Below are 18,881 nucleotides of genomic sequence, written 5' to 3' on the forward strand. Positions count from 1 at the left end.
AAAAAAAAAAAAAAAAAAAAAAAAAAAAAAAAAAAAATGAAGTAAAGTATAGATTTCGATTTAGCTACAGAATTCGCTGAAAAATCAACACATCTTTAAATGTTCCGTTAGAAAAAATCCAATCTTTTTTTATGCCATGAGAAACAAAACCAAGTTTTTCAAAAAGATGTATGCTTGGAATGTTGTCCACAGGGATATATGCAATTAATTGATGTAAATGAAGATTTACTTTACTGTAATTCAATAATTTAGCAAGAGCATATTCTCCTTTACCTTGGCGTTGGTATTTTTCTAAAATGGCGATTCCAACACAAGCTCGTTTGTTCTTAGGATCAAAATCATAGAGGTCAACACATCCAAAAGGCTCTCTATCAGAGGAAGAAATGACGTAACGAAACTGTTTCGCTTCATAAATGTCCTGTGTTGCATTTTGAATGTATTCTTTCAGAAGATACCGAGAAAAAGGCAATTGTGTTTGACTAACTTCCCATAAACTTTCTTGATTTTCAAGTTCATACAAAAAGTCAATATCTTCTGGTTCTAACGCCCGTAACAAATACAACTCGTCTGAAATACAATTCATCTTTTATGTATAAATTTAAACACTTTTTTCTCTTTTACGCTTGACGAAGCTTAACTTTAATTACATTTCTACTTTACCTTCAAAAACAAAAGTAGCCTGTCCAATCAGAAATACGTTTGTATATACTCCGTTTTCAACATCAAACGAAACCCTTAAATCTCCCCCAAGGGTTTGCAGGTGTACGTCTCTCTCCTTTGTTTTTTCTTGGTGATACATGGCAATTGCAACAGCCGTAGCACCCGTACCACAAGAGTAAGTCTCGTCTTCAACCCCCCGCTCGTAGGTGCGTACAGCAAATTTTTCATTTCCTAAAGGAGTTACAAAGTTGACATTAGCTCCACCTTTATCCTTGTACAATTGTCCATAGCGAATGGACGCTCCTTCTGATTTCACATCCATATTATTGACATTTTCAGCTAATTGAACGTGATGTGGCGAACCTGTATCTAAAAAAGTATATGACTCTTCCTTTCGAATAACATCAACGTCTTTCATCTGCAATTTCACTTGATTTTCATTATTGATTTCGGCATAATGTTCCCCATCAATAGCAATAAAAATAGTTTTATTATTGATGATTTTCAATAATTTAGCAAACGCCACAATACATCGTCCTCCGTTGCCACACATCGTACTTTCTTTTCCATCTGAATTGTAGTAAATCATGCGAAAATCGTATTTTTCATCATTTTCTAGCAGAATTAGTCCGTCTGCACCAATACCAAAGTGCCGATGACACAATGAGGCAACTAATGAAGTATTTTCCTTGGGAAAATCTGAATTACGATTATCAATCATCACAAAGTCATTGCCTGTACCTTGAAATTTATAAAAATGTATTATCATTTAATTTTTTAGCAAGAATATGATTTTTAAGAGAAATAATATAGAATTTGCAATACAAAGAAAGCAAATGGAGAGGCAAAAATAAGACTATCCAAACGGTCTAAAAGCCCGCCGTGTCCTGGAAGAATTCGACCGCTGTCTTTCACTTTAGCAACACGTTTGAAACTTGATTCAACCAAATCACCAACAGTTCCAGTGGTAACTAACACAATAGCCAGCACAATCCAACTCCAAATCTCTTTATTACTGTAAATTGAAATTACATAGGCGGTTAGGATAGCTCCGATGAGTCCTCCTACGAATCCTTCAACTGTTTTTTTTGGGGATATCTTTTCAAACAACTTATGTTTCCCAAAGTTTTTCCCCGTTAAATAAGCAAAACTGTCACTTGCCCAAATGATACACAAAATACCAATCATTGTCAATTGAGCCTCACCGACGGAATATGATTTTATGCACTCGTGCTTGTATATTAATGGAATAAAAACACATCCTGCACCAATATACAACATACTAATAATCAACTTATGAGAGTAAGGAGCGTAGCGTAGAGGAGTTTTTCCATAGAAGAGCATGATAGTCAAGTACACATTGGCTATAATAGTAAATAGCAACAGTATATAAATTGAGAAAACACTTACCTGCAAATGAATGAATAGCCACCAAAAAAATAAGAATATCAGATAGACGTGCAATCCTTGAAGTCGAATAAGTTTTTTGAATTCGTACATACATACTAATCCAAAAGACAAAAACAAGAAGTCAAAAGCCCCCTCATCTAACATGATTGCCGATAACAAAAAGAGTATGTAGATAATTCCTGTAGCAGTTCTTTTAAATAGTTCGTTCACAATGAGTTCCTTTTAAATTGGTAAATCTTCTAACAAGATGAGGTAGGTTTTCTTATAGCTTCCTCCATAGTTCATTACATCATTTGCTGTTCTGTTTTCGTCAAAACTACGCAAAGTGACCAACCCTGTTGGTTTTTGTTTCGGATATTTCAAATTGATACCACGCATTCCCTCATCAATGCTTTTCACCATTTGGCTGGTTTTAGCCAAGACGATAAATATTTCAGGAAGTTCACTTGTTCTTCGCTGTCTCAACTGATTGGAAGAGAGCATTATACCTCCCATCGATGTGATTAAATATTCACAGGTTGTCAGATACACATTCGCTGTTTCAACATCATCTGTGAAAAGTGATTGATGCTCTTCAAAAAAATCTACGAGTGACTCGTTGGGCGTACTGATTTTCACATATACACCTATTTCCATTAAAATATTTCTGAAAAAATGCTGTATTTCTAATTCTGAGGTGCAATAAATGAATTTACCCCCATTTTGGGTAAAGTTGATTGCAAATTGCTCATCTGCAGGTAGGTTATCTCCCGACAGTACATTAGTAGCTACAATCTTTTCCTCACCCAAATTCGGTTCACTACTGCGTTTACCAAATATTTTCTTTAAAAAATTCATCTAAACTTATTGTATTTCAGATGTTTATTATTATTACCCAAAACTCTACCGTCGTTAGTTATTAAAAAGCACGACACTTAATTTCTGTATGGTAGAGTTAATAAAAATCTTTCTTTATTCTTTATACATAGAATGGGGTAAAGTTACAAAAAAACTTGATTGTTTTCAAAATAACAATCAAGTTTTTATCATTTTTTTACGAATTAAATAATTTATGTTGTCAAAGAATTTGAGTCATCTACCTTTGCTTCTATTTTTTCAGTTAATTCCTCTTCCTTTTCATAGGCTCTTTTTCCGAAGATATCCTCCAAATCTTCCTTGAAAATGACTTCTCTTTCGAGCAATAAGTTGGCTAAACTAATCAGCTTATCTTTATTTTCTGAAAGAATTTGAATAGCTCTTTCATATTGATTTTCAATAATTTTTGAAATCTCTTCATCAATTACATGAGCCGTTTTTTCGCTATATGGTTTGGTAAAGCCGTATTCCGATTGCCCTGATGAATCATAATAGGTCAGATTTCCTACCTTATCGTTCAATCCATAGATGGTTACCATAGCTCGAGCTTGTTTGGTTACCTTTTCCAAATCACTCAGCGCTCCTGTTGAAATTTTGTCGAAAATTATCTTTTCGGCGGCACGTCCTCCCAAAGCTGCACACATTTCGTCTAAAATCTGTTCGGTTCTGATAATTTGTCGCTCTTCAGGTAAATACCAAGCAGCTCCTAACGACTGCCCTCGCGGAACGATAGTTACTTTAACTAAAGGGGCAGCATATTTCAACAACCAACTAACCGTAGCATGCCCTGCCTCGTGGAAAGCGATGGTTCTACGTTCTTCATCGGTAATCATTTTACTTTTTTTCTCTAGACCACCAACAATCCTATCAACAGCATCTAAGAAATCTTGTTTTCCCACAGCTGTTTTACCTTTACGAGCCGCAATCAAAGCTGCTTCGTTGCATACATTTGCAATGTCGGCACCTGAAAATCCTGGTGTTTGCTTAGCTAAAAAATCTATTTCTAAGGTTTCAGCTTTCTTAATTGGACGTAGATGTACTTCAAAAATCTGCTTTCGTTCGTTTAAGTTTGGTAAATCAACATAGATTTGTCGGTCAAAACGCCCTGCACGCATCAATGCTTTATCTAAGATATCAGCTCGGTTCGTTGCTGCTAACACGATTACATTGGTATGCGTTCCAAAGCCATCCATCTCCGTTAGTAATTGATTTAGAGTGTTTTCTCTTTCATCATTTGCTCCTGTAAAATTGTTTTTCCCTCGGGCACGTCCAATAGCGTCAATTTCGTCAATAAAAATAATTGCAGGTGATTTTTCTTTAGCTTGTTTGAACAGGTCACGTACTCGTGAGGCTCCCACTCCTACAAACATCTCAACGAAATCAGACCCTGAAAGTGAAAAGAACGGCACTTGGGCTTCACCCGCTACGGCTTTTGCTAAAAGGGTCTTTCCCGTACCCGGAGGCCCTACCAATAAAGCACCTTTTGGAATTTTTCCTCCCAAAGAGGTGTATTTATCTGGATTTTTAAGGAAATCAACTATTTCTTGAACCTCTTCTTTAGCACCTTCCAAACCTGCTACATCTTGGAATGTTACGCGAACTTCTCTTTTTTCATCAAAAAGACGAGCCTTTGATTTTCCGATACTGAACAATTGTCCACCTCCACCGCCTCCGGCCATTCGTCGCATAAAAAAAATCCACAACCCCACGATAAGAATAAATGGTAATAGTGTAACTAAAAAATCAGAAAACACGTTCTGTTGTGTTTTATTTTCACGAGTGGTTGTTAAATTGTTTTCTTGAACAATCTGGTCAAAACGGTTTTCAAAATTGCTCAAATCACCCAATTCAAAACGATATTGCGGACTTTCATTCTTTGCACTCGTTGTTTGTGATAGCATATTTCCACTCGGACGTACATCCTTATGTTCTTCTTTTTTCAATGCTTCATCGGTCAAATAAACATTAGCTTCTTTACGATTGACGATGGTTATCTTTAAAACATCTCCGTTACGCAAAAAGTCTTCAAATTTCGCCTGTGGAATTTCTTTGGGTTGCATCCAAAAACTACCTCCCGAATAGAAATTGAATCCTAATAAAATCACTATAAGTAAGGCGTATACCCAATAGGCTGAAAATTTAGGTTTGTTTGTTTTGTTCTCTGCCATATTAATAGTTAGTTTCTATATTTAAAAATTTAGCATCTCCCCACAATCCTTCAATATCGTAATGCTCACGGATTCTTTTTTGGAAGATATGTACCACAACATCTACATAGTCAATCAATATCCATTCTGCATTCATCTCTCCTTCCACATGCCATGGTTTTACATGTCCCTCAGCTTGACTTACAACTCGTTGTACTGCTCCCGAAATAGCACTCACTTGGGTGTTTGAGGAACCGTTACATAAAACGAAATAATCGCAAACAGAGTTCTCTATTTCGCGTAAATCCATAATAGTAATATCCGTTCCTTTTACTTTTTCAATACCTTCGATAATATTACTAATTAGTTGATTAGATGTAATCTCTTTATTCTGTGTCATTTATTTTTAATAATTTCTATTACTATGAAACGGCAAATATACTGTTTTTTCGGAGATAATCACTTAAAAAAAATATAAAATTTGAATTTCTGAAAAAACACAAAAGAAATTGTTACTTATCCTTAGCTATCAGATTAAGAATGGATAAACAAGAGTTTTTTTTGAAAATTGAATTTCAATAGCACTTAAATTTTGATTGAGTTATTACGGAAAGACATGTTTACACAAGTAGAATTTAGCAAATACAGATGTTAAAGTTTTGTTATTTTTTTAAACAGTTCAGGTGATATTTTTGACCGTTCGTGCAAAAAAAATACCGTTCACGTTTGAATTTTGACCGTTCGCGTAAATTTTAACATTTCTATTTTTATGCAATATTTGCTGTTTTAAAAGAAAAATTATTCCTTTGTAGTGTGAAAATAAAGATAAAATTAACTAAAATGAAGTAATAAAACTAACGTTTAGGTAATTGTAGTAAGTTTTGGATTAAGTATAAAATTAATAATGAATTATATATGAAAAATAAATTAAAATTTAGCTTTATTTTGTTAACAGCAATTTTAATAGTTGTAAGCTGTAAAAAGGATGATTCAAACACTTCTGAATTCTATGTAAAAGCACAAGTAGGAGGTGTGGAACACGAAGCTTCAGGTGAATATTGTTTTTTTATTGATACAGGCTTCGGAGTTACGATAACAGGAGGTGACAAATATGCTTTCATGATTCCTTCGATGGAAGTGGGTACATATAAATTTTCTGATAACATAGTATCTTTCGGAACTGTTTATATTGATGGAGTTTATGGAGGATATACGGATTCAACCGATGGAAGTTTAATTATCACAAAATACGACAAGGACGCAAAAGTGATTGAAGGAACTTTTCAGTTTGTTGGAACGAACGGAGATATTACAAAGAAAGTTACTAACGGTTCATTTCGTTGTAAACAACAAGATGTGTCAAAGTTAAAACCGTAGTTTTAAGCTAAAAAACAATAAGTCAAATACTTGAATTTTAAAAATGTTATAAATAAGTTGTTTAATTAAAAAAAGAAGAAAATGAAAAAAGTTGCTTTAATTGTAGCCCTTGTTTTAGGGTTTGGAATGGTTGCTCAAGCACAAACTAAAATTGGTATCCACGGAGGGTTTGATGTAGAGGGAAAAAATCCCATAATCGGTGTGAATGCTGAGATTGGGATTATGGACAAACTCACGGTAGCTCCTGATGTAGGGTATCTTATGTTAGATAAAGTTGAGGGAGTAAATTCCCTTGGGTTAGAGTTCAATGCCAATGGTCATTACTACTTCTACGACAAAGATACTTTTAAGTTTTTTGGTTTAGCAGGGGTTGGATACAATTATTTTAAATCAAGTTCGGAAATCTTAGGAGTTAAATACGAGTTTAGTGGAGGGAATTTCGGAGTGAATGTTGGAGCAGGTATGTCTTACGCTTTATCCTCAAACTTGGATCTTTTCAGCACAGTGAAATACACCATTAGAACAGGGTCTTCTCTTGGAGTTCATGTAGGTCTTAGATATGCTTTTTAGTAAATTTCTCAACAAGTTCTTATAGTTAGACTAACATCTCCTTTCGGTTTTTTATCATTAAATAATAATACCTTAAGGAGATGTTTCTTAAAAAATTATGCTAAAAAGATTTAAAACACAATGTAATAAAAAAATGAAGCATATGAAAAATTATTTAAAATTTAGTTTTTTCCTACTGGCAGTAGTCGTAGCTGTTGTGGGATGTAAAAAAGATGATTCTGACAACACGGGCGAGTCTGGAAGTTCTGATTATTACGTAAAAGCAGAAGTTGACGGCAAAAAACATGAAGTTACAGGAGCAACTTTTTGTTCCTATACAGTTTCTGCGGGAATTATTAGCGTAAATGGTGTGAAAGGTAACGAATTTGTTTTTGCACTTACAGCACCTGCCAAAGAAGGTGTATTTAAATTTTGGGGAGAAGAATTAGCCTTGGGAGGCGTAACTTTTGGAAATGACAGATTTACTAGTTTGGCAGATGGAACAATAACCATCAAAAAATTCGATGAAAAAGCAAAGATAGTTGAAGGTACATTCGAATTTAACGCAAAAAGTGATGACGGTAGTGTAACCAAAAAAGTAACTAACGGTTCATTCCGATGTAAAGCGTTGTTATAATTGATTTTTCTTTCATAGACAAGTCTTTATTGTTAGACTTTGATTTCCATCTCCTCATGATAACTGTTATCTGAGGAGATGTTTTTATGATGTTACACTTGAGGGTTGAATGTAGTCAATGTAACACCTTCAAAAAAAATTTGTTCAAAGCGAACCATTTACGTATATTTGCAACATTTGTAATTAAAAACTTCAAGTTATCAAAAGATTTCGTAAAATAGCGTTCCGAGTAATGTGGATAACCCTTTTATTTTTTGGGGTTCTATTACTTTTGTTGGCATTGCCAGTAACTCAAACATTCATAGCCCAAAAGGTTGTTAACAGGCTTAACCAAGATTTTGATGTAGACATACAAATCGAGAAAATTCATCTGAAATACAATGGAGATGTAGCTGTTAAGGGGGTCTTGATTAAAGATTTTCGTGCTGATACACTTATTGCAACCAAACAGCTACAAACGTCGATTTTAAATGTTAGACAATGGATTAAAGGTGATTTGTACTTTGGTGATATTGAAGCAGATGATTTGGTTTTTCATATGAAAACCCACAAGGGAGATACTTTGTCAAATTTAGAGGTATTTGTATCAAAATTTGATTCAGGAGAACCCAGTTCAGGCGATTTTGTAATGAAAGCAAAAACCATACGGTTGAATGGGAGCCATTGCTATATTTCCGATGAAAATCAAGAAAATCCAATACTGTTCCAAGCTGAAAACCTCAATATGAAACTTAAGGATTTCCAGTTGTTAGGAGCTAATGTGTTCTTTGATATGGAACAAGGAAGTTTTATATTTGATAAATCATTGAAAGTTAGCGATCTACAAACTTCTTTTTTCTACACCAATACTTTGGTACAGGCTAAAGATATGATTCTCAAAACCGAAAAAACAACAGTTGAAGGTACATTGAAAATATACCCTCATGAAGGAGGCTTTGGTGATTTTGCTGATAAAGTGGTGTTAGATGTAGAACTTCCTAAAGCGACCATTTCGACTCGTGATTTGAATACTTTTTACGATGGATTTGGAGCAGGTAAATCATTAATAGTTAATGATTTACATTTTAAAGGAACCTTGAATAAATTTGTAATAGATCAAGGAAATATTACGTACCAGAATACGCTCATTGGAGGAAATTTATCCTTTGAAAACCTATTACGAGAAGATAAAAAAATCATTATTCAAGGCAAGGGAGTGAATTTCGAATCTATTTATAATGATTTGGCAACTCTGATGCCTGTGGAATTAGGACAAAATATACCTGTGGAATTGCAGAATTTAGGAATGTTTTCACTTACGGGAGATTTTGTATATGGCACTTCGCATCTGGATGCTAACCTAAGGATGACTTCGCAACGAGGAAATGCAACTTTTGAAGGAAAATTTAGCAACTTGGAGCAAACGGAAAATTTAGCATATGAAGGGCGAATTTCAACACAAGCATTCAACATAGGGGCTTTAATAAAGCAACGTATTTTAGGGAATTTGTCGGCTGATTTGGTAGTTCAAGGTAAAGGAACCGACTTTAAAACCATGGAAATGAATGCGTATGGAAAGATAAATTCTTTACGATTTAATGGATATGACTACAAAAAAATAAATATTGAGGGAAAATTAACTAAGCAATTGTTCAATGGTTTGGTAGTAGCTAATGACCCTAATTTGAATATGAAATTTGGAGGATTAGCTGATTTCTCATCTATAAAACCTACCTTTGCTTTCAAAGCAGACATTCAAAAGGCGGATTTGTACCAGCTCAAGGTATCCGAAAGTGATACGATTTCAAAACTAAAAGGAAGGGTACATATAGACATACAAGGAATTGAAGTTGATGACATTGTAGGGAAGGTTAGCTTTGAAAATGCAGTATATGAAAATTCACATAATATTTTTACTTTCAATGATTTTGATATTACTTCTACCATTTATGATACAGGAGAGAAAGAAATCAAAATAAATTCAACTGATATTATTAGCGGAAGTATTCGTGGAAAGTACAAAATGGCGGAGATGAAAAAAATCATCCAAAATGCTTTGGGAAGCGTTTACATGCACTACAATCCATATAAAATTGATGAAAATCAGTACATAGACTTCAACTTTAGTATTTACAATAAAATCGTAGAAGTTTTTGTACCAGAGTTGAAAATTGGAAAAAATACCACTCTCAAAGGAAAAATTGTTCCTGATGATGGAAGTTTTAAAATGCAACTGAAATCGCCTGAAATTAATGCCTTTGATTATCAAGCAGATGGGTTGAAACTTACGGTAGATAACCAAAATACGCTCTATAATGCCTTTTTTGAAGTTGGAAAATTAGATTTAGGAATTTATGACATAAAGGATTTTAACCTCATTAGCCGTGTGGTCAATGATACTTTGTTTTTCCGTTCCGAATTTAACGGAGGTGAGTCAGAAAAAGACAATTATCAGTTAAATTTCTTCTATACCTTAAATGAGAAACAGGAATCGAGTATCGAATTTAAAAAGTCAGAAATCAATTTCAGAGGCAATCAATGGTTTATCAATCGTGAAAATGCTGAAGGAACAAACAAGGTGACTATCGACCGTAAAGCGGATACCATTAAGATTCATAATTTTAGAATCGCTCACCGTAACCAGCATGTTAATCTTAGTGGTGTGTTAACTGATGAGTATAAACAACTACACACAGTGGCAAACAATGTGTCGCTTGATAAGGTGTTACCCGAACTTAAAGGATTAAATCTGCAAGGAACTCTCAACGGTCACTTGTCGCTGGTGCAAAAAGGAAAACTGTATTATCCATCATCGGATGTGTTTATCCGAAATTTTCGTTTGAACGGTTATGACTATGGAGATTTAGAAGCTAGTATTTTCGGAAATGCGGATCTTTCTGCTTTCAAACTCAATGCTCATTTTGTAAATGGAAAAACACAAGGTTTCCAAATGAATGGAGATATTAAGCTTGATTCTAACAAAGGTACTTTTGTAGATGTTGATGCCCATTTTAGACAGTTCAATTTAGCTCCTTTCAATCCGTTTTTGGAGGGTATTTTCTATGATCTACGAGGAAGTTTGGTGGGAGATATAAAAATTGAAGGAAGTATTGAAAATCCTACGATGAACGGAGAACTTGCTATTGAGAAGGGAGGAGTTGGAATTACATATCTGAATTTGAATGCTGATATCAACGATAAAGCAAAAATTTTTATTAGAAATCAAACTTTCGAAATTGATGATTGGACACTTACCGATACAGCACATAAAACCCAAGCGTTACTCAATGGTAGCATACGTCATAATAAGTTGTCGGACTGGTTTTTTGATTTGAACATCAAAACATTAGGTGATAAATTCTTAGTTTTAAACACAGGCTACACCGATGATGCCCTTTTCTACGGAACGGGATTCATTAACGGAAATGCATCCATTCGTGGAGCGTTAGATGAGTTAGTGATTTCGGTCAAAGCGGTTACCCAAGAGGGGACACAGTTTAAAATTCCATTGAGTGATATGGAAAGTGTAGGGGACGATTCTTTCATTACTTTTATTGAAAAAGAAAATCCGAAGGTGAAAAAGGAACGTGTTTTGGAGTCGGTTAAAGGGCTTGAACTACGTTTTGAAATGGACGTGTTACCATCAACTGAGGTTGAAATTATTTTAGATAAAAAAACAGGAAGTAACTTAGTGGGAACAGGTGCCGGAACCTTACTTATTGAAATCAATACTAATGGTAAGTTCAACATGTGGGGTGACTTTATTACCTATTCGGGGTATTACAATTTTAAATTTGAAAATCTGATTGATAAACGATTTACCGTGCTTCCTGGAGGTTCAATTTCATGGAGTGGTGATCCGCTAAAAGCCGTGTTGCGAAATTTGAAAGCTGCCTATACTTTGAATGCCAATCCAGGAGTGTTGTTGGAATCTTCGCAATACAATCGAAAGATAGCTACTCAGGTCATTATCAGTCTCGAAGGAGAGTTGATGCAACCAGAACCCGTTTTTGACATTGCTTTCCCTGATAGTGGGCAAGGTTTGGTATCGGAACTTAATTATCGTTTGGAAGATAAGGACAGAAAACAACTACAAGCCTTTTCACTTTTAGCTCAAGGTTCCTTTATGAGTGAGCGGAATACGGATAATCGTTTGGTAGCCTATAACTTATTTGAAACAGCAGCGGGGCTTTTCAATCAGTTGCTGTCGGATGAGGACAATAAGCTAAATTTAGGTGTTTCTTACGAAGCAGGAATGGTTGATAGCTCTTCTGAAATTACCAATGACGACCGATTAGGATTTACGATTTCTACACAAATTACTGATAGAGTTCTCTTTAACGGGAAAGTAGGTATTCCTGTTGGAGGGGTGAAACGCACTGCCGTAGCAGGAAATGGAGAAGTAATATTCCAACTGAACCCCCAAGGAAATTTGACAGCTAAGGTGTTTGTACGAGAAAACGAATGGCAAGAGTACTTGGTGGACAGAATTGGGTATGTTTACGGAACAGGTATTACCTATAATGTTGATTTTAATACGTTTAAAGAGTTGATAAATAAGGTTCTCGGAAGAAAAGAAGAGGAATAGAGCAAATAAGAAAAAAATCATTTTATAGCTACAAAAACACAATAGTTCAAAAAATGAATAAAAATTTGAATCCAAATAAAGAAAACTATTCGGCTCAAGAGTTGGATATTGAACGAGCTTTACGTCCGTTGTCGTTTGACGATTTTGCGGGACAAGAAGCTATTTTGGAGAACCTTACTGTATTTGTAAAAGCAGCTAATATGCGAGGAGAGGCTCTTGATCATACTCTTTTTCACGGTCCTCCTGGCTTGGGAAAAACCACTTTGGCTCATATTTTAGCTAATGAGTTGGGTGTGGGCATCAAAATTACTTCAGGGCCTGTACTCGACAAACCAGGTGATTTGGCAGGACTTCTAACAAATTTACAAGAACGTGATGTGTTGTTCATTGACGAAATTCACCGATTGAGTCCCATAGTTGAGGAATACCTCTATTCCGCTATGGAGGATTACAAAATTGATATAATGATAGAATCAGGGCCTAATGCTCGAACAGTACAAATTAACTTGAACCCTTTTACTTTGGTAGGAGCAACCACACGTTCGGGATTACTTACCGCTCCGATGCGAGCTCGTTTTGGTATTCAAAGCCGATTGCAATACTACACTACCGAACTACTTGCTGACATCGTCCAACGAAGTGCTTCGATTTTGAAAGTGCCCATTTCAACGGAAGCTGCTATTGAATTAGCAAGTCGAAGTAGAGGAACTCCACGTATTGCCAATGCGTTGCTGCGTCGAATCCGAGATTTTGCCCAAATCAAAGGTAACGGAAAAATTGATATGGAAATCACCCGCTTTGGATTAAAAGCTCTTAATGTTGATGCTCATGGTTTGGACGAAATGGATAATAAAATACTTGCTACTCTAATAGATAAGTTCAAAGGAGGGCCTGTAGGTATAACTACCTTAGCTACAGCTGTTTCGGAAAGTCCTGAAACTATCGAAGAGGTTTATGAACCATTCCTCATTCAAGAGGGATTCATCGTGAGAACACCTCGTGGTAGAGAGGTTACCGATTTGGCATATAAACATTTAGGTAAGGTAAATCCGAATGTACAAGGAAAATTATTTTAAATTATGAGAAAAATATGAAACTAACATACGTATATGTCTTTTTGGTTTTCTTGCTATCTTTTGAACTTATGGCTCAGGAAGATAAAACAAAAAACGAAGGAATTACCTTTAAATCAATGCGTTCTACCAAAAAGAAAGACAGTATTACTTTCACAGCAAACGACTATAAAATAATCAGCTATATGCGTGATACTATAGCCGTCGATACTACTTTATCCATAAAGAAATACTATAAAAGTAATGTTTGGCAGAAAGATATATTTGGAAAAATGCCTTTCTCAAATATGGCACAACCTTATAATACAATGGTTTACGACCATATTCAGCAGGACTATCTTGCTTCTATGGGTGCTGAAGCTAAAAAACAACTTTATCTTACTACTGAAGATATAAAATATTATCTATTACCCACCCCTTTGACCGAACTTTCTTACCGTTCAGGAATGGAACAAGGACAGATGGCAAACGCTTTATTTTCAGTAAATTTAAAACCAAATATTAATGTTTTTATTGGATACAGAGGACTGCGTTCTTTGGGAAAATATCAGCAGATTTTGGTTAGCAATGGAAATCTCAGAATAGGAGGCTCCTACATATCTCCGAATAAGAAATATACTCTCTTTGCCCATTATGCAGGACATGATATTGAAAGTCAAGAAAATGGAGGGATTACTTCCTTGGAGCAGTTCGAATCTGCCGACAAGCAATTCAGGAATAGAGCTGTAATGGATGTGAATCTGTCGGAAGCTACCAATCTACGTGAAAGTAAACGTTATTTTTTTCAACAGGATTACGCTTTTTTACGCAATCGGGATTCGTTAGCTTCCTACAAGCAGATTCGTTTGCGTCATCGGTTTTTGTACGAAACCGAATACTACAAATTTAACCAAGCCTCAGCAAGTGAGTTTTTTGGAGAATCTTATGTGTCTGCTAATATCAACGACCGAATGCAGTTACAAAAGATGATTAACACCGTGGGTGCTGAACTTGAGTTGCCTTATCTGGGAAAAACATTCGTGTACGGGAATGCTTATTTCTATAATTATTTTTTCCGTAATGCTTTTTACAAATCGGGAGTACTGCAACGCTATCAAATTAAGGATACCGATCTAAGTTTAGCCATGCAATGGAATAAAAAAGTAGCTGGATTTGTAATTGATGCTGAAGGGGAACAGACATTTGTGGGTAAAATGACGGGAACCAAATTGCACGGAAAACTATCCTATAATTTTGATAAAAAAAATGGAATCACAGCTGGAATAAGCCTCCATTCGACAATGCCTAATTTCAATTTTTTATTGTACCAAAGTGATTATAAGAACTATAATTGGGATAATTACGGTTCTTTTGGCAAAGAAAATAGGCAAAGTTTGTACGGAGATTTAAAAACTCAATGGGGAAATGCTTCCGTAAGTATTTCAAACATAAACAATTACACTTTCTTTCAACTCCAACCCGCTCAGAGAGATGAACGGGAGCAATCGGTTCCTGTACAATATTCGGGGAATATACAATATCTGAAAGTCAAATTAGAAAAAGAATTCGCTTTTAGAAAATTCCGATTAGACAATACAGTTCTTTACCAGAATGTAGTTCAGAATGACTTAGTATTGAACGTTCCTAACTTTGTTACACGCAATGCCTTCTACTACGCTTCGGATTTATTTAATAAAGCGATGTACTTAGAAACAGGTTTGGGATTAAATTACTTCACGAAATATTATTCCAATCGTTACAACCCTCTTTTAGCAGAATTTGAAGTGCAAACCACTGAAAAAACGGGAGGTTTTCCAATGGTCGATTTCTTTTTGAATGCAAAAGTGCGAACCATGCGGATATACTTTATGATAGAACATTTCAATCCCTTTTTGATGGACAGAGTTTTTAAAAACCCACAATATAATTACTATTCAGCACCACAGCAACCCTATCGTGATGTTATTTTACGTTTGGGAATTTCGTGGAATTTATTTTCGTAAATTACCTTTGGTATCATCTTTTTACAACAGAAAAATTTTTAAAAAAAATACACTCCTTTCCAACCTCTGGAAAGGAGATTTCGTTTATATGGATAGAAAAGCAAATGAACTTATGGCGAAAACCATCAATATAGCATTCGAACAGCGACATGTCATCGAACGTGCTAAGCAAAATGACCGTTTGGCTCAAAAACAACTCTATGACGCTTATGCTCCTACTTTATTGAGCATCTGCCGACTATACATCAAAGATGAACATTTTGCTGAAGATATTTTAGTAAAAGCCTTTTTTAAAATACTTACTCATTTACATGCCTACGAAGAAAAACAACACTTTTTTGCATGGATGCGAAAAATTATTGTAAATGAATGTGTTGATTTTCAAAGGAGTAAAATTCAAAAAGTAACGTATTCCGAATGGGATGATTCTTTAGATTCTTTAGATGAATTAAGTAGTAACCATCAATTTGAAGAGGAATATATTCAATCATTTATTGATGAATTGCCTGTCGGATGTCGTCTTGTTTTCAGCTTGTATGTATTTGAAGATTATGATCATAAAGATATTTCCAACGAGTTAGGCATTTCTGTTGGAACATCAAAATCGCAATTGGCATATGCTAAAAAGTTATTGAAAGAAAAATTAAACAAAAAAACAATTCACAATGGAAAATCATCTGAAAAAAAATATAAAAGAAACTTTTAAGAACCGAACTATCACTCCCAAACGCGATTTGTGGAGTGAATTAGAACAACAGCTTGATCAACAACAGGCATCTACTATGCGAAAAACAAGATACTATGCCCTCGCAGGTTGTTTAACGATACTAATTGCTGTAGGATTATGGTTTATGAAACCATTTTCTGAAAATCAAATTATTGAAAATCAGATTGTTAAATCAGGGGTAAAGTTAGAGAATGAGATAAAAAATCAGCCAGAAAACCTGAAAGAAACATTTGATGTAATATCTCAAAAAGCTATTGTTATTCAAGATAGTAATTCCTCCAAAAAGACTAATTCTTCTATTAAAAATCAAAGAGATAAGGAATTAGATGCTTATATAGATGAGGTGTTGAATGATGTGTCAGCAGATAAGATGATCGCACTGCTCAATCAAGATGTATCCTTTGAGAGTAAAGTAGATAGTATCTATCAGGCGATGAACTTTCAAAATATTTCTGCCGAAGAATTGCTGTTAATTGCCTCAACAGAAATAAATATTGACCAATACGTTGAATCAAAAATCAATGTCGACACAATGTTACAAGAGTCTGATAAAGAAACTTTTAAAGACCGTATAAAACAATTTTTCGACAAAGTTTCTACCGAATATGACAAATTGAAATACGCACTTTCTAATGATTAATCTAAAAAATATATACCAATGAAAAACACAATTTTAATAACAATTACTCTTTTATGTTTAGGGAGTTTAAAAGCTCAAAAAAAAGAAAATCAAGCTATTGAACAAGCAAAACAAGCCATAGACTCTGTTATTACGGCTGAGAAAAAACTGTTAAAACAAAAACTTGTTTTGATTGATGATATGGTGGACAAGAAAGAAGTGTCCAAAGATGAAGGCGAACGATTGCGAAGACAAATCGCCGAAGAAAGCCGTAGGAACATACAAACTAAAACAGCCTTAGAAAGGGAAAAACTCATTACCATTTTAAGATCTAAAACCATCACAACGGATTCAATTGTAAACAGTGAAGCCTATATGAAAGCCCTTGCTAAATTAGATTCATTGATAGAAAAACCAGTGGAAGAAACCCAAAAAAAGGATACTCACGAAAAAATTGTGATAAACGATGAAATCTACTACATTAAAGCCACAGGAGAAAGAGCAGAGAAAAGTCAAATTGTAAGAATATACAACCGTTACCGTACGTCCAAAGGAGGATTTAACTTTGCTTTGGGATTCCACACGCTAAATGGTAGTGAAAACTTTGGAGGGGATAAATTCAGAGTATGGGGGTCAAAATCGGTTGAGATTGGTTATTCTCGAAATGTTAGGGTGTTTAAAAACAGTAATTTACTTCATCTAAATTATGGTGTATCATGGGTGATGAACAAATTAAAAATGAAGAACAACGATTACTTTGTAGCCAATAGTGATGGTACAACCACCATTGAACCATTCCGAACTTCACTAAATAAATCAAAATTTAAAAACTTTTATTTGACTCTACCTGTAAATTTGGAAATTGACTTAACGCCAAGCTATGAGAAAAATGGGAAAACGTATTATCCCTATAAAAGAAACTTTCGTGCAGGAATAGGGGCATACGTAGGTGTACTTTTAAATTCCAAACAAGTGTTGTGTTACCAAGAAAATGGAGGAGTTCGTGATGTAAACAAAGGGAATTTCCATGTAAATGACTGGATATATGGAATTTCTGCTCACTTCGGTTACAGATCTTCGGTATTCTATGCCAAATATAATTTAGTTCCACTATTCCGAAACAATCCAGTGAAAGAATATCCATTATCCTTAGGCATACGTTTTGGTGGATAAAATTGTGCATACTATGTAATTTTCTCATCGAAGGAAACGTTTTAATTCTTTTATATGTTCTCTTACAATAAAAAAATACATTTAATTTGCGAGATTCGAAAATAAGTTGCATATTTGCAACCCTAAATGAGAGGAGGTGTATAGACTATGTTAATAATACCAATTAAAGACGGAGAAAGCATTGATAAAGCTTTAAAACGCTATAAAAGAAAATTTGACAGAACAGGAGTTGTGCGTCAACTTCGTGAAAGACAACATTTTACAAAACCTTCTGTAAAAAGAAGAAGTCAATTGCAACGCGCTCAGTACATCCAACATTTGAAAGATCAAGAGGAAGTATAATGAAAAAAAAGCGTATGCTATTGTAAAATATAAAAGCAATATAATCAATTGGTTATATTGCTTTTTTATATTTCTCTATCCAATTTGAAATTAATCAATGGAACTCACTTTTTTATACGAAAACACCCCTTTCCCATCAGTTGAAAAAGCGGTAGAAGGCATAGTAGCCTTTGGAGGAAATCTGACCTGTAAACGACTACTCGAAGCCTATCGCAAAGGAATTTTCCCTTGGTATAGTGACGAAGAACCCATTCTATGGTGGTCACCCGATCCACGATTTGTACTTTTCCCAAAAGAGTTACATGTTTCTAAAAACATGAGAAAGTTACTAAAAAAGAAACCTTACAAAGTGACTTACAATCAACACTTTAAAGAAATTATCACTCAATGTGCCAGTATTTCACGCAAAGGTCAAGATAGCACATGGATTCATCCTGAAATAATTGAAGCCTACATCGAACTCCACCATCAAGGGTTTGCCTATTCGGTTGAAGTTTGGGAAAATGAGGAACTTGTTGGGGGACTTTATGGCATTAAATTGAACGGGATTTTTTGTGGAGAAAGTATGTTTAGCAAACGAAACAATGCTTCTCAGTATGGCTTCATTGTCTTCTTGCAAGAACATCCCGAAATTGAATTAGTCGATTGTCAAATTCACAGTGAATACTTGGAAAAAATGGGGGCTAAAGAAATTCCACGTGCTACTTTTTTAGACATTTTGTCCAAACTAATAGAACAACCATAATTTATAATTCATAATTAG

At 34.7% G+C, this 18,881-nt stretch carries 17 protein-coding genes; 11 read left to right on the top strand and 6 right to left on the bottom strand.

Features of this window, described 5'->3' with window-relative positions:
* Nucleotides 1-64: 64 nt before the first annotated feature.
* From CCAND38_RS03435 to rsfS, 6 genes are all read right to left on the bottom strand, one after another.
* Nucleotides 65-562 (bottom strand): GNAT family N-acetyltransferase, encoded by a 498-nt coding sequence (locus CCAND38_RS03435; protein WP_156129757.1) that lies wholly within the window; start codon nucleotides 560-562, stop codon nucleotides 65-67.
* Nucleotides 563-643: 81 nt separating this feature from the next.
* A complete protein-coding gene (gene dapF, locus CCAND38_RS03440; RefSeq protein WP_082023486.1) occupies nucleotides 644-1,426 on the bottom strand; it encodes a diaminopimelate epimerase in 783 nt (260 codons plus the stop codon).
* A 29-nt stretch (nucleotides 1,427-1,455) separates the two neighbouring features.
* Nucleotides 1,456-2,280, bottom strand: a complete 825-nt coding sequence (locus CCAND38_RS03445) for a phosphatidate cytidylyltransferase (RefSeq protein ID WP_042009868.1) — start codon at nucleotides 2,278-2,280, stop codon at nucleotides 1,456-1,458.
* Between the two features lie 12 nt (nucleotides 2,281-2,292).
* Nucleotides 2,293-2,907: an LUD domain-containing protein gene (locus tag CCAND38_RS03450; RefSeq protein WP_042009864.1), complete on the bottom strand. Its 615-nt coding sequence runs from the start codon at nucleotides 2,905-2,907 to the stop codon at nucleotides 2,293-2,295.
* 212 nt (nucleotides 2,908-3,119) lie between these two features.
* A complete protein-coding gene (gene ftsH, locus CCAND38_RS03455) occupies nucleotides 3,120-5,093 on the bottom strand; it encodes an ATP-dependent zinc metalloprotease FtsH (RefSeq protein WP_042343895.1) in 1,974 nt (657 codons plus the stop codon).
* Nucleotide 5,094: 1 nt separating this feature from the next.
* Nucleotides 5,095-5,472, bottom strand: a complete 378-nt coding sequence (gene rsfS, locus CCAND38_RS03460) for a ribosome silencing factor (protein ID WP_042343896.1) — start codon at nucleotides 5,470-5,472, stop codon at nucleotides 5,095-5,097.
* A 515-nt stretch (nucleotides 5,473-5,987) separates the two neighbouring features.
* Here rsfS and CCAND38_RS03465 point away from each other — a divergent pair.
* The 11 genes from CCAND38_RS03465 (at nucleotide 5,988) to aat (ending at nucleotide 18,863) form a co-directional block, all read left to right on the top strand.
* Nucleotides 5,988-6,449 carry a DUF6252 domain-containing protein gene (locus CCAND38_RS03465; protein ID WP_042343897.1) on the top strand — a complete coding sequence of 154 codons (462 nt, stop codon included), beginning with the start codon at nucleotides 5,988-5,990 and terminating at the stop codon, nucleotides 6,447-6,449.
* An 81-nt stretch (nucleotides 6,450-6,530) separates the two neighbouring features.
* A complete protein-coding gene (locus CCAND38_RS03470; protein WP_042343898.1) occupies nucleotides 6,531-7,019 on the top strand; it encodes an outer membrane protein in 489 nt (162 codons plus the stop codon).
* 142 nt (nucleotides 7,020-7,161) lie between these two features.
* The gene (locus CCAND38_RS03475; protein WP_156129756.1) at nucleotides 7,162-7,635 is read left to right on the top strand and encodes a DUF6252 domain-containing protein; all 474 of its coding nucleotides are present in this window, start codon (nucleotides 7,162-7,164) and stop codon (nucleotides 7,633-7,635) included.
* 232 nt (nucleotides 7,636-7,867) lie between these two features.
* Nucleotides 7,868-12,202 carry a translocation/assembly module TamB domain-containing protein gene (locus CCAND38_RS03480; RefSeq protein ID WP_042343900.1) on the top strand — a complete coding sequence of 1,445 codons (4,335 nt, stop codon included), beginning with the start codon at nucleotides 7,868-7,870 and terminating at the stop codon, nucleotides 12,200-12,202.
* A 53-nt stretch (nucleotides 12,203-12,255) separates the two neighbouring features.
* Nucleotides 12,256-13,278 carry a Holliday junction branch migration DNA helicase RuvB gene (ruvB, locus tag CCAND38_RS03485; protein ID WP_042343901.1) on the top strand — a complete coding sequence of 341 codons (1,023 nt, stop codon included), beginning with the start codon at nucleotides 12,256-12,258 and terminating at the stop codon, nucleotides 13,276-13,278.
* A 14-nt stretch (nucleotides 13,279-13,292) separates the two neighbouring features.
* Nucleotides 13,293-15,257, top strand: a complete 1,965-nt coding sequence (locus CCAND38_RS03490) for a putative porin (protein WP_042343902.1) — start codon at nucleotides 13,293-13,295, stop codon at nucleotides 15,255-15,257.
* A 112-nt stretch (nucleotides 15,258-15,369) separates the two neighbouring features.
* Complete coding sequence (locus tag CCAND38_RS03495) at nucleotides 15,370-15,963, top strand: RNA polymerase sigma factor (protein ID WP_042343912.1); 594 nt, start codon at nucleotides 15,370-15,372, stop codon at nucleotides 15,961-15,963.
* Nucleotides 15,923-16,624, top strand: a complete 702-nt coding sequence (locus CCAND38_RS03500) for a hypothetical protein (RefSeq protein ID WP_042343903.1) — start codon at nucleotides 15,923-15,925, stop codon at nucleotides 16,622-16,624. The genes CCAND38_RS03495 and CCAND38_RS03500 overlap by 41 nt, the downstream gene beginning before the upstream one ends.
* An 18-nt stretch (nucleotides 16,625-16,642) precedes the next feature.
* Nucleotides 16,643-17,776 carry a hypothetical protein gene (locus CCAND38_RS03505; protein WP_042343904.1) on the top strand — a complete coding sequence of 378 codons (1,134 nt, stop codon included), beginning with the start codon at nucleotides 16,643-16,645 and terminating at the stop codon, nucleotides 17,774-17,776.
* A 147-nt stretch (nucleotides 17,777-17,923) separates the two neighbouring features.
* Nucleotides 17,924-18,118, top strand: coding sequence for a 30S ribosomal protein S21 (gene rpsU, locus CCAND38_RS03510; protein WP_042007653.1), 195 nt, complete (start codon nucleotides 17,924-17,926; stop codon nucleotides 18,116-18,118).
* A gap of 97 nt (nucleotides 18,119-18,215) precedes the next feature.
* Nucleotides 18,216-18,863 carry a leucyl/phenylalanyl-tRNA--protein transferase gene (gene aat, locus CCAND38_RS03515; RefSeq protein WP_042343905.1) on the top strand — a complete coding sequence of 216 codons (648 nt, stop codon included), beginning with the start codon at nucleotides 18,216-18,218 and terminating at the stop codon, nucleotides 18,861-18,863.
* Nucleotides 18,864-18,881 lie beyond the last annotated feature (18 nt).

Source organism: Capnocytophaga canis (genome assembly GCF_000827555.1).
GTDB lineage: Bacteria > Bacteroidota > Bacteroidia > Flavobacteriales > Flavobacteriaceae > Capnocytophaga > Capnocytophaga canis.